Below are 11539 nucleotides of genomic sequence, written 5' to 3'. Positions count from 1 at the left end.
CTTCATGCCCGAGCCAACACGTCTTGAACCGCGCCGGGTAACAGCCGGAGGCTGTGATAAGCGAGTTGCGCCTCGATGCCCACCGAGACCTGCGCACGATTGTGGGCGACCGCGCCGACGATCGCCTTCGCGACGCTGTCCGGCGCATGGCTGTAGCTGAATGCCTTTGCCATCCAAGCTCGTTCGCTGATCGCGCTGCCCCGCAGGCGCGTTCGGTCGAGGATTCCGGTGTTGATGACGCCGGGACACACCGCGCTGACCCCGACATGGTTGGCGGCCCAGTCCGCGCGCAGGCATCGGGACAGCATGACGACGGCGGCCTTCGACGCGCAGTACGTCGCCATCCGTTTGTTGGGGATGTACGCCGCGCCCGAGGCGACATTGACGATATGTCCGCTGCCGCGCTCGACCATCGCCGCGCCGAACAGGTGGCAGCCGTGCACCACCGCGTCGAGGTTGATCGAACGCAGCCACTGCCAGTCGTCGAGGGAGGTGTCGAGGAAGGGGCCGCCGACCCCGACGCCCGCATTGTTCACCAAGACATCGACCGGTCCCACTGTCGTGGCGACGGTGTCCGCAAGTGCCCGCAGCGCGCCGACATCGGCGACGTCGCAAGGGAATACGTGTGCCTGGCCGCCCGCCGCGCGACACGCCGCCGCGCTGGCGTGCGCGGCTGATTCGTCGATGTCGACCACGCACACCTGCGCGCCGAGCCCGGCATATCGCTTCGCGGTGGCGGCGCCGATGCCGTTGCCTGCTCCGGTCACCACCACGACCGCGCCGCGTGGGTCGATGCGGCTCATCGGGCGGTCTCGCGGCGACGCGCGGTCATCCGGATGCCGTGACGAGGCCGCAAGGTCAGCGTGGCTTCCGGCTCGACAGGGTGTCCCGGCACGAGATCGAACACGTACTTCTGGCTGAACATGGCGGCGATGAGGACGGATTCCATAGTCGCGAAGCTGGATCCGATGCAGATGCGCTTGCCGCCGCCGAAGGGCAGATAGGCCGAGCGCGGGCGGCCCTTGCTCGCGCCGGGCAGGAACCGCGACGGGTCGAATTCGTCGGGGTTCGGCCACAGCTTCTCGTCGTGGTGAATGTGATGCACCGGGATGATCACCGCGGTGCCCTTGCGCACGTGATGGCCGTCGATCACGTCGTCGTCGACGGCGACGCGGGGGATCGCCCACGCGGGGGAGTAGTAACGCATCGCCTCCAGGAAACACGCTGTGGTCCAAGGCAATTGCGCAATGTCTTCGGCGGTGGGCGTTCTGCCTTGCAGGACCGTGTCCACCTCGTCGAGCAATCTGGCTCTGGCGTCCGGGTTGAGCGCGAGCAGATACCACATCCAGGACAGCGCGTTCGCGGTGGTTTCGTGTCCGGCGAGCATGAAGGTCAACGACTCGTCGCGCACCCGCTTCAATGGCAGTCGACCGTCGTCGTCCGCGGCGTTGAGCAGATGGTTGAGGAGGTCAGGCGAGTCGGTCGGGTGCTCGACGCGGTCGTTGACGAGATCCCAGACGGCGCCGTCGAGGATCCTGACGATCTTCTGGATGCGATGCAACGGCGGCGGCAGCGGCACCGGGGTGAACGCGGTCCGTGCCGCGGCCCGCCACAGCAGCTTCGGCGGTGCGGCGACGAGGAAGACGCGCTCCAGTCGTTCGGCGAAACGCAGTCCGCCCGTGACGTATCCGGACATGCTGTGCGCGATGCGGCCGAATTGCTGGCCGAACAGGGCGTTTCCGACGACATTGAGGGTCAGCTCGACCATCTCGCCGACCATGTCGATCTCGACCCGGCCGGAGTGCGCGTCCAGCGCATCGATGCTCGCCTGGATCGGTTCGATCATCAGGTCGACGAGCCCGTTGAGATGCCGCCTGCCGAACATCGGGGACAGCAGCGTGCGATGGCGTTGCCAGGATTCGTCCTCGTCGGTGAACAGGCTGACCCCGAGCAGCGCGCGGAGCAGCTCGTATTCGAACGATTTGTGATAGTTCAGCCGCCCGGCGTGCAGGACGTGATCGACGTGCTCGGGGTTGGTGAGTGCGAGAAAGCGGCGGGTGCCTGCTCGGAAGCGGAGCATTTCGGTGCCGCGCATGCGCGCTATCAGGCCGCCCTGCTCCTCCAGCCCGATGGTCAGCGCTTCCACGGTGGCGACGAGCGCGTTGGCGTGTTTGGCGGGTCGTCCCGGCAGCAGCACCTGTCGAGTGCGGGTCTGTCGGTCCTCGGTGACTGTCGACATTGCCGAATTCCTTTCTCGGCCAACCAGGTCGGGGCGAGTTGCGGTCTCGCCGCGGAGAGTGGGGCCGATGTGCACCATTGGTGCCGCATGGCATCAGTTTGTGTTCGACGGGTCCTGGTTGTCAAGATGTAGGTGTGCGAGGAGGAACGTGGGGCGGCCGGACCGCCGCTGAACGCCGCGCCGAACGTCGCAGCCGTTTCATCGATGCGACCATCGGTATCTGGCGCGAAGACGGCTGGGCGGCGGTGTCGAAACGGCGGGTCTGCGCACTGACCGGAATCAACGATCGGTACTTCTACGAGGAGTTCACCGACCTCGACGGCCTGCTTGTCGCGGCATGGGAGAGCGTGCGCGACGACATGCTCAGCGTGATCGCCGACATCTATCGGCAGAGTCAAGGAGAGCGACCGGATGTGATCGCGCATCGCGCCGCGGCGGAAATCGTCGACAAGTTGGCTGCCGACCCCGCCTACGGTCGAATCCTGCTGATGCACCACGGCGGTAGCCCCAGGCTCGAGGTCTGCCGCAGCACCGCGGTTCAGATGACCAGTGATCTGGTGGTCATTGCGGCACAACGGTTTCTGCCGCCCGACGCGGACCAGAAACAGATTCGCATGGCCGCGATCTTCGGCGTCGGCGGCTTCGTCGAGCTGGTCAGTGCCTGGCAGTCCGGCGTCTTCGACGGCACCGCGAAAGACATCGTCGACCATGTCGACACCCTGGTGCAGGCCTTCGCACAGACCTACTTCAAGCCGGGGTCGATCGGTGAGTTCTCCATGGCAGATGCCGCGAACAAGCCCTGAGCAGCTGCGGTAGGTAGCCGTCTCCGCTTGGTCGGAGACGTGCGTCACATTGCGTTGACCTGGATCTCGGGGCCACCAATTATGAACGAAGTTCATATTGAACCTTGTTCAGAATAGGTGGACTTATGCCGACGCAATGGGGCGATCGGGAGGCGCGACGCCGCGATATTCTCGAAGCAGGACGAATGCTGTTGCGCGAGAATGGCATCGGTGAATTGCAGATGCGTGGAGTCGCGCAGCGCGCCGGTGTCGGGTTGGGCACCGTGTACACCTACTTCGCGACGAAAGAGGCGTTGTACGCCGCCATGTACGCCGAACGTCTCGACCGGATGCTGGCCGAGATCGAACCGGAACTCGCCGCCGCGGACGACTTGGGTGAGCTGTTCGTGCTGATCGCCACCGCCTACCGCGATGTGTACGCGGAGTTCGGCAAGGAACTCGACGTGCTGTCGCTGGTCGGACGCAAAGACGACCTCGATCCGGCGACCGCCGATCAGCTGGTCATGGCGGCGGGACGCCTACTCGCCGCACTGCAGTCGTTCGGCAGCCGACTCGGCCTCGAAGAACCCGAGCTGGCGCTGGTCGTGCTGTGGTCCACCGTCGTGGGACTGGCCGATCACTTCACCAGTCTCCGTCGCCACATGCACAGCTATACCTGGGATCAGGCGGTCGGCATGGCGGCGCGGACCTTTGTCTGTGGTCTCCTCCCGAAGGACGTTCGGTATGAATCTCGTTGATCGACTGGTCGCCTTCGTGTTGCCGCGCGCCGTCGCGACCCTGCGGCGGCAGAGAAACGGGACTTCCTCCGTAGTCGGGTGTCGCGCTTCGAACAACCGCGCGACATCTATCTCAGCACCGAGATACCGCGCACCTCGACCGGGAAAATCGACCGAAAAGTATTGCGCCACAACAGTGCAGCTGCGGATTGAAAGATAACGGCGATTGTGTCGGCGCTTTGTGCGTCGACGCCCGTACATCAAATAGATCCATTCGCTATAACGCAGGTTTACGAAGACTTTGCCGACACGGGTGGTATCACGCGATATGAACGTTGATCTTATCCGATGAACGGTCGCTGAACGCGTTGCTGCTCAAACGTTTTCGTTGTCATTCGGCACGGCGAAACCGGGCCGACTATGTGATATCTATCAGCTGTTGCGCGGCCATTGACAACCAGTGGACGAATGCTGAATTGTGGCGGGGACGGGAATGGGCCGAACCGGCCCGATCCGAGCACACCGCCGGGCGCGCACCGGCAGATCGGGATTGTTGTGAGCGAGAACAGGCGTCCGGTGTTGGTGCCGAACGCGCTGACTCGAGACCGAACAAGACTCACCGTCGGCGACTCGACCCGATCAGTCGTGCCAAGACCAGCCACCCGCGCGTGGAACCCGCCCCTGTTAGGAGATTCGATGACCCTGCCCAAGCGGCCGGACCATGACATCACCCAGCTACGCGAGGTCGCGGACCGAATCGCGACCCTCATCCAGCGGAATGTGGAAGGCACTGGGGGACTGCCTCGGCTGGTCGATGCGCTGAAGCAGAGTGGGCAGATCGCGGACCTGCTGATCGAGTACTCGGTGCGGTGGTTCAACGACAACCACGGTGAGTCGATCCTGCTCGGGCCCGAGCTCTACTGGCTGCTGACCGAGACCGTCCCGCACGAAGAGGACGGCGGAGGTTCGGAGGTGGACTGCCACCCGGTCACCCGCACCAGGCAAATGCTGCTGATCTGCGTGCTGGAAAAGCTGTCGACCAGGCCGTGGCGCCCGGAAACGGCCGAGGACGCCGCCGCGCTCGTCAAACACCGCTACAGCAACAACGCGATGCCGGTGCTGCCCACTCGTCAGCCCGCCGAGGTCGAAGGCGTAATCACCACATCGCAATTCACCTGACATCCCTGCGCAGGTGTCGCTGGGAGTTGCGTGTCTTATTCCGGTGTTCCTGACTGTGGGAATTCATCCCGCGGAGATGGCCGATATCGTAAGTATCACGCCTGGTTCGCGTCGCGACCTGTGCGGTGGGTTGCTCGCGAATCGCTGGCGATCACGAGCGTGCCGCGTTTGGTAACCACCAGCGGCGCAGGCAGTTCGTGTGCTTTTGCCACGGCCTGATCCGGCGGCACGAATCTGACGATCAGATAGTCGGCGATCGCCGCCGCGTCGGGAAGCGTGAGCAGGGGAGCGTCCCAGTTGTCCACGGTCACGTGAGCGAAGACCGATCCGACGATCCCGGGAGCCTCTTCGGCATCGAACGGCGTCGGCGCTGGCCGCCACACGGCGGCCAGTTCCGGTGAGTCCCGGCGGCTGATCGCGCCGGCGATCAGTGCGCCGCCCGGCCGCAGCACTCGATGCGCGGCGCGCACTGCGACGGCAGGATCCGGCAGATGGTCGAAAACGTTCACCGCGACCACCGCATCGAAGACCTTGTCCGCGAACGGAATTGCCGTGACATCCGCCAGGACCACCGGGCCGGGCACGGTCGACAGCAGCGCCGCGGCCGCATCCAGGCCCACCACCCACGGCGGATCGGGCAGCATGCACACGGCGGCGCCGAACGCGCCGTCCCCGCAACCGAGATCAAGCACGCGAGCAGCGCGCCGCTCGGCAATCACGCGAGCGATCTTCTCGTACAAGGTCGGACCGGGACGCAGGTAAGCCGCGGTGATCCGGCTACCGGCACGGAACCGTTCCGGATTCGCGTCGTAGTCTCGCTCGGTCACCACCAGCCTAGTATTCCTGAGCTGGCGGTTTCAGCTGGTGTGCTGCGGTTCAGCCTGCGGTGGAATCGGTGGCGCTCGGGCAGCCGCGGGACAGGCTGGCGGCGATGTCTGTCGCGGTGAGGGCCGCCGAGGTTTTGGTGGCGAGGTACTCGGCCCAGTGCGTTTCCTGTTCCAGTACTTGTTCGGAGCCTGTTGTCGCGCAATGGAATTGCGCTGCCGCCTGGAACTCGTCGAGGACGAAGACGACGTCGACGGCGACCTTGCGGTGGGCGGCGACGGTGATCGCCGCGATCGGGCGCCCTTCGACGAGATGTTTGACGTGCACCGTGGCCAGCGCCAGGTCGCGGACGCGCGGCGTGCTGATGCCGACGACGTTGCCGTAGCGCCATCGGCGCGCCGACGGTCCGCCCGATTGGCCTGCTGCCTCGTGTACTGCGAGGATGAGCTCGCCGAGAGCCGAGGCTGACACAGTCACCTCGTAGGTGTGCCGACGGTTCATGACAGGTGCCCACCACTTCCGACTGCGGTCGCTGGTCCGGCGACCGTTTCCCGGGTTATCAACGCTAGAAGATCGTGGGCGCAACTGATCTGCACGACGGCGCGGCCTTCGCCGGATGCCCAGTCCTGTTTCGTCCGCGAACTCTGACGATGTCACGGCTTCGCATCGTTTGTCTGTAGGTCAAATGTCCGACACCGTTGCCGGGGGCACCGGCTAGAGATCGTCGAGGACGATCAGGCCGTCCTGCAGTGCGCGCGCCACCAGGGCCGCCTTGGTCTCGGCTGCCCGCCCGACCGCGGCGTACTTGTCGCGGATGCGGGCGAGGTGCGCGTCGATCGTCCCGACGGACAGGGACAATTGTGTTCCCACTGCGGTTTTCGAGCCGGACCGCACCCACGCGACGAGTACTTCCTGTTCGCGCGTCAAGAGGCGCGGGTTGCGCCATCTCGTCGGCCGGTCGGGTCGTGCTCTGTGGTCGAGAATGATGGAGGTCATTCGCCGCCACACCTCCTCCAAGGCTGCGGACCAGATTCCCCTCGAATATATGATCCGTTGCCGCCGTTTGGAATTCGCCACGTCTCAGCCCGCAGTTCTGGGGTCTTGTTTCATTGCGCGAACCATTTGTGTGCAGGGGGTTCGCGTCGGGAATCCGCGGCCGTGCTCGGGGTAAGTGACGTGGCTCTCATCCGCCGGATCGCGGTTGCGCAGCTGTAGCTACGGAGGCGAACTTACGTTACAGTCCCCGGCGGTGGCAGCCGCGTCGCGAAAGATGAGACCGACCGGCCTGTACGATTTGTCCCGCGTGACCTGATGATTCGACGATGATCCACAGGAGAGCGTTATGACCAGCAGTGTGCCTCGCCGTTCGTTCTTCGCCGGTCTGGCGGTCGCTGGCGGAATGCTGGCACTGCCCGCTTCCGGGTTCGCTGCGCCGATTTTGCGGCAGGCGCCCGACGGTGCCGCCGATTTGATCGGGAATCCGCTGTTCGGCACCGGGGTGATGGCCGGTGTGCCGCGGACCGACGGGGCGACGCTGTGGACCAGGGTCAGCGGTGGCAGCGCGGGGTCGGCGGGGAAGCTGGCGGTCGTCGTGTCCCGCCGCGACGATCTGTCCAGTCCGGAGCTGACCGAGACCGCCACCACCGGCGCCGACGGCACCGTCCATTTCGAGGCCGCCGGGCTACGGCCGGGGGAGCAGTACTTCTACCAATTCCGGGGCAGGGGAACGGAATCGGCGGTCGGCCGGTTCAAGACACTCCGTCCGGCCGACTCCAACGAGCCGGTGAAGATCGGCTGGTTCGCCTGTCAAGCGTTCGAGGAAGGCTACTACGCCGCGCATCGCCACCTCGCCGCCGAAGACCTCGATCTGGTGATCTGCCTCGGCGACTACATCTACGAGTTCACCAAGCCTGGTGTCCGCGGCGTCGAAGTCAACGCCTATCCGCAGCTGCTGGAACAGATGCGGGAGAAGTACCGAAAGTATCGCTCGGACACCGATCTTCAGTTGATGCACAGCCGCCATGCCTTCGTGCCCATGTGGGATGACCACGAATACCGCAACAACTACTGGAAGGAAGGCTGGACCGGATTCGGCGCCGACAAGGTCGAGGGCGCAGTCGGTTTCGAGCAGAAGAAGCAGTGGGCCTGGCAGGCGTGGTTCGAGCACATGCCGGTCCCGCGCTTTCCCGGTGCGCCGAACCGCACGCATCGATCGCTGCGGCTGGGGAAGACCGTCGAGCTGTGGGTACAGGACGATCGGCAGTATCGGGACGCACAACCGTGCGGTGACGCGTCAGGGGTGTGTTCGGCCGCGGATGCGGGCGGCCGAAGCATGCTCGGCGACAACCAAACTCGGTGGCTGCTCGACGGCATGAGCGGCTCGGACGCGACCTGGAAGGTGATGGGCAACGCGGTGATGATGATGGGCATGGTGACCGGCGACGACGGCCGCCGCGCCTTCATGGACAGCTGGGACGGCTACGGCGCCGAGCGGACCCACATCCTGTCCACCGCGGCCGCACAGATCAAGAACATGGTCCTGGTCACCGGCGACGATCACAACGGATACGCAGGCGAACTGTGGGACACCGGCTTTGCGCCTGGCACCGTCACCGGCACGCAGGTCAATCCGCCCGGCACCACACGCGCGGCCGTGGAATACCTTGTCCCGTCGGTCACCTCGACCAACGCAGGCGACGGCGGCTATCTCCCCACGGACGCAGGCGATCCCGTCGTTGCCGCGCACAACGAGGAGGCAGCCAGGCACGCCCGCAACCCGCACGCGAAGTACATCAACATGGTCGACCACGGCTATGGCGTGCTGGAAGTGGCATCGAACGAGGCGCGGTTCCACTTCCGCTCGGTGGACAAACTCGATCCGAACGCGGGCGTCACCACCAGGTCCTTCCGCACCCCGTCCGGCCAATCGATCATCGAAGCGCTCTGAGCGTCGCTAGTGGCCGAGGGCTGCCAGTATCTGGCGGGCAGTGTTCTCGTATCCGGCGGCGTTCGGATGGATCGGAAACAACGACGTTCCCCCGGTCGGTGGCGACGGAATGATGCCCTCGGCCCAGCGGTCGCCGACCGGAGCGCACGCATCGTGGCCGATCGTCGACGGCTCGAGATCGATGTAGGTGGCGTTGTGCGCGGCGGCTTGCTCGGCAATCATGGCATTGAGGCGGGAGAGCTTCTGCTGGAGGTAGTCGCTGTCGCGGGGCGAAATCGGGTGTGTCGCAGGACATCCGCCGGGGCGGAAGAAGTACTGGTAGCCGACGACGAGCACCCGTGCGCGTGGCGCGCGTGCGTGGATTTGTTCGATGACGTCGCCGTAGGTCGCCGCGAGCGCGTCGGTTCGTTCGGCGAACATGTCGCGACCGCCTGCGGTGAAGTCGGCGGCGCACGAGCGATCGGCTGCCTCGGGAAAGAAGCTGATGCACCCGTAGGTGTCGTCGGCGATCCCGATGTCATTGCCGCCCATCGACATCGTGACCAGCGTGGTGTCGGCGCTGAGCGCGTCGAACTGCGGTGGCGCGACGCCTGCGACGTTGCCGGGCTGCGGCTGGGTGAGATGCCTGGTGGTGGCACTGGCGCAGGTGACATCACGGAAGGTGGGCACCTGCAATGCTTTCGCCACCAACGAGGGGTAGTTGACTGTCGACCGCGCGCAGGTGAGCAGATCTGATTGCGGGAAGACCACCGACCCGGCGGCATCCGAATCGCCCAATGCCACGTAGACACCGCCGGTGCTCGGTTCCGCTGTTGCCGACCCGAGCGAGACGGCGGTCATTGCACAGCCGAGGGCCGCGACCATGACCGCGGCCCGTGGGCGGTGGGACATGCTTGTCGTGCTGTTCATGCTCACTCCTCGCGGATCGATGGACATGGTCGGCGCGTCGTTGGACGCCGAAGGCGTCAGACGTGTCGGTAATGCTCTGACCAGCTTTGAACCGAACCTGAACTTGCTTCAGTTATACGGGTACCGTGCGCGATGTGACCCCCCGAAACGCTGATTTCACCCTGCCACGTGCGGCGGTCGCCGCCGCGGCACGCCGACTTGCCGCCGACGGTCTGGTCATCGGCACTGCAGGCAATGTGAGTTGCCGACAGGGCGATCTTGTCGCGGTGACCGCGACCGGCCTGGCCCTCGCAGCGGCGGAACCGGAGCACGTCACGGTCATCGACCTGAACGGCACGATCATCGACGGCGACTGGCAGCCGACCTCCGAGGTGGAACTGCACCTCGGCGTCTATCAGGACTCCGAAGCGGCCGCGGTCGTGCACACCCACTCGCCGAACGCCATCGCGCTGTCGCTGGTGCGCGACGAACTGCCGTGCATCCACTATCAGCAGCTCCTGCTCGGCGGCGCGATCAGGGTCGCTCCGTTCGCCGCGTTCGGCACGACCGAGCTCGCCAGCAGCGTTCGAGAAGCTTTGCGCGACAAGAGCGCTGCGATCATGGCCAACCACGGTGCGGTCGCCGTCGGCCCGACGCTGGACGCGGCGATCGCCAATGTCCACCTGGTGGAGTGGATCAGCGGAATTTACCTGACCGCCGCAGCGGCGGGCTCCCCGCGCGCGCTCGAGGCTGAGCAGCAGCAATCCGTGCTTGCTGCCACGCTGAGCCGGGGATACGGCAGCACCGTTGCGCTCGAGGCGGACCGGAATCGCTGAACCTGCTGGCGGTGGTCCTGTTCCAGACAACGGCGCATGTCCGAGGCGAGTCTCGAACGGTTCCGGGGTTGATCAGCGAGTCGTGGCGGGCTTGCCGTCAGCGAGCGTGAGGCTTCTCGCCTGCTGGTAGGGGCAGGACGCGGCTTCGAACGCGGCTGCGGTGGCGCGCACGCGCGCCGGGTCGTCGTCGAGAAGCGCCGTTGCCCTTTCGACGATGGCGTCGGCGATCGGGTTGCCCGCCACTGCTTTTCGAGCGGTGGCGAGGTGGGCGCGGGCGTCTGGATGGTCGGCGAGCACCGCGGCCTCGGCGCGGAGCGCGGTGTACCAGTGCCGCCACACCCAGATGACCTGCCCGTCGAGCTCGTCGGGTTCGGCGGTCAGGCCTGCCATGGCTTGGTCGGCGCGGCCGTGGTGCAGTAGCACGATGGCGTCGAAAACCGCACTGTAGACAGTCTTTTGCTCAGGAGCGACGCAGAGCTCGTCGACGATCGCCAGCCACTCGGCGCGCGCCGCGTCGTCGCCGCGCAGGCCGTGCGCCAGCGCCACCGCGGCCGCCGCCATCGCGAGGTGCGGCGCAGGCAGGCGTCCGGACAGTTCCCATGCGTCCAGGAAACGCCTACTGCCGGTAAGTACCTCATCGAGGTTGCCTGCCAACACCTCCGCGACCATCAGCCGGGAGGTGGCGAAATCGCCCTGTTCGGCGAGCAGCGGGAGGTCGCGGAGCTGCCGGCCCCAGCGGCGCGCGCCGGTCAGATCGCCGACACCGATACAGGTTTCGGCTGCCTCGGCGAGCGCGTTGCCGCGTTCGAGCTCGGTGGCCGGTGAAACCGGCACGGTGGCAAGCAGTTCGACGCGTCGACGGGTTGTTTCGGCGGTGGCGAAGGTGTCTCCTGTCCAACACTGTGCCGCGGCGAGCGCGTCCAGTGCCGCGCTCTCTGCCACCGGATCGCCCGCCTGATAGGCCAGTTCGACCGCGCGCTCGGCGAGCGAGAGCGCCTCGGACATCCCGGTTTCCAGCTCGGCACGGTCCGCGTAGACGGTCTCGGTGTGCACCCCACACTCGGCAAGGGCGACCGCGGCCAGCGCGGCGGGGTCGTCGCCGGCCA

At 65.9% G+C, this 11539-nt stretch carries 11 protein-coding genes and 1 pseudogene; 5 read left to right on the top strand and 7 right to left on the bottom strand.

All coding sequences use genetic code 11. The features are described 5' to 3' along the window. Window positions 1-2 precede the first annotated feature (2 nt). Both NA11_RS15835 and NA11_RS15830 read right to left on the bottom strand, forming a co-directional pair. On the bottom strand, window positions 3-803 hold the full coding sequence (locus tag NA11_RS15835; RefSeq protein ID WP_069162658.1) for an SDR family NAD(P)-dependent oxidoreductase: 801 nt from the start codon (window positions 801-803) through the stop codon (window positions 3-5). Next, the gene (locus NA11_RS15830; protein WP_069162726.1) at window positions 800-2239 is read right to left on the bottom strand and encodes a cytochrome P450; all 1440 of its coding nucleotides are present in this window, start codon (window positions 2237-2239) and stop codon (window positions 800-802) included. Before NA11_RS15830 ends, NA11_RS15835 begins: the two co-directional genes overlap by 4 nt. A gap of 134 nt (window positions 2240-2373) precedes the next feature. Here NA11_RS15830 and NA11_RS15825 point away from each other — a divergent pair, with 134 nt between their 5' ends. The 3 genes from NA11_RS15825 (at window position 2374) to NA11_RS15815 (ending at window position 4937) form a co-directional block, all read left to right on the top strand. Then, entirely contained in the window at window positions 2374-3042 is a 669-nt protein-coding gene (locus NA11_RS15825; protein ID WP_084654653.1) for a TetR/AcrR family transcriptional regulator, read from the top strand. A gap of 125 nt (window positions 3043-3167) precedes the next feature. Continuing rightward, window positions 3168-3779, top strand: coding sequence for a TetR/AcrR family transcriptional regulator (locus NA11_RS15820; RefSeq protein ID WP_069162657.1), 612 nt, complete (start codon window positions 3168-3170; stop codon window positions 3777-3779). Window positions 3780-4454: 675 nt separating this feature from the next. Further along, window positions 4455-4937, top strand: a complete 483-nt coding sequence (locus tag NA11_RS15815) for a hypothetical protein (protein ID WP_069162656.1) — start codon at window positions 4455-4457, stop codon at window positions 4935-4937. A gap of 95 nt (window positions 4938-5032) precedes the next feature. Here the strand turns inward: NA11_RS15815 and NA11_RS15810 are convergent, their stop codons facing one another. The 3 genes from NA11_RS15810 to NA11_RS15800 form a co-directional block, all read right to left on the bottom strand. Further along, window positions 5033-5767 (bottom strand): class I SAM-dependent methyltransferase, encoded by a 735-nt coding sequence (locus tag NA11_RS15810; RefSeq protein WP_069162655.1) that lies wholly within the window; start codon window positions 5765-5767, stop codon window positions 5033-5035. Between the two features lie 46 nt (window positions 5768-5813). After that, the gene (locus NA11_RS15805) at window positions 5814-6233 is read right to left on the bottom strand and encodes a hypothetical protein (protein WP_141717604.1); all 420 of its coding nucleotides are present in this window, start codon (window positions 6231-6233) and stop codon (window positions 5814-5816) included. Window positions 6234-6476: 243 nt separating this feature from the next. Next, window positions 6477-6758, bottom strand: coding sequence for a helix-turn-helix domain-containing protein (locus NA11_RS15800; RefSeq protein ID WP_069162724.1), 282 nt, complete (start codon window positions 6756-6758; stop codon window positions 6477-6479). 346 nt (window positions 6759-7104) lie between these two features. Between NA11_RS15800 and NA11_RS15795 the strand changes: the two genes are divergently transcribed. Then, on the top strand, window positions 7105-8709 hold the full coding sequence (locus NA11_RS15795) for an alkaline phosphatase D family protein (protein WP_069162653.1): 1605 nt from the start codon (window positions 7105-7107) through the stop codon (window positions 8707-8709). 6 nt (window positions 8710-8715) lie between these two features. Here the strand turns inward: NA11_RS15795 and NA11_RS15790 are convergent, their stop codons facing one another. Beyond that, window positions 8716-9618: an SGNH/GDSL hydrolase family protein gene (locus NA11_RS15790; protein WP_218023313.1), complete on the bottom strand. Its 903-nt coding sequence runs from the start codon at window positions 9616-9618 to the stop codon at window positions 8716-8718. 134 nt (window positions 9619-9752) lie between these two features. Between NA11_RS15790 and NA11_RS15785 the strand changes: the two genes are divergently transcribed. Beyond that, window positions 9753-10433, top strand: coding sequence for a class II aldolase/adducin family protein (locus tag NA11_RS15785; RefSeq protein WP_218023312.1), 681 nt, complete (start codon window positions 9753-9755; stop codon window positions 10431-10433). Window positions 10434-10505: 72 nt separating this feature from the next. On the opposite strand, the pseudogene NA11_RS45640 reads toward NA11_RS15785, so the two are convergent. Further along, window positions 10506-11539: pseudogene (locus tag NA11_RS45640) on the bottom strand (ATPase); the annotation flags it as partial.

The sequence above is a fragment of the Nocardia altamirensis NBRC 108246 genome (assembly GCF_001612685.1).
GTDB lineage: Bacteria > Actinomycetota > Actinomycetes > Mycobacteriales > Mycobacteriaceae > Nocardia > Nocardia altamirensis.
Note: the sequence above shows the minus strand (reverse complement) of the source record. Positions and strands in the feature narration are given on the sequence as shown.

What these genes read in the sequence shown, in the direction of transcription:
- NA11_RS15815 (WP_069162656.1), top strand. Translation starts at nt 4,455, where the DNA reads ATGACCCTGCCCAAGCGGCCGGACCATGACATCACCCAGCTACGCGAG.
- NA11_RS15800 (WP_069162724.1), bottom strand. Translation starts at nt 6,758, where the DNA reads ATGACCTCCATCATTCTCGACCACAGAGCACGACCCGACCGGCCGACG.
- NA11_RS15835 (WP_069162658.1), bottom strand. Translation starts at nt 803, where the DNA reads ATGAGCCGCATCGACCCACGCGGCGCGGTCGTGGTGGTGACCGGAGCA.
- NA11_RS15820 (WP_069162657.1), top strand. Translation starts at nt 3,168, where the DNA reads ATGCCGACGCAATGGGGCGATCGGGAGGCGCGACGCCGCGATATTCTC.
- NA11_RS15830 (WP_069162726.1), bottom strand. Translation starts at nt 2,239, where the DNA reads ATGTCGACAGTCACCGAGGACCGACAGACCCGCACTCGACAGGTGCTG.
- NA11_RS15795 (WP_069162653.1), top strand. Translation starts at nt 7,105, where the DNA reads ATGACCAGCAGTGTGCCTCGCCGTTCGTTCTTCGCCGGTCTGGCGGTC.
- NA11_RS15790 (WP_218023313.1), bottom strand. Translation starts at nt 9,618, where the DNA reads ATGAACAGCACGACAAGCATGTCCCACCGCCCACGGGCCGCGGTCATG.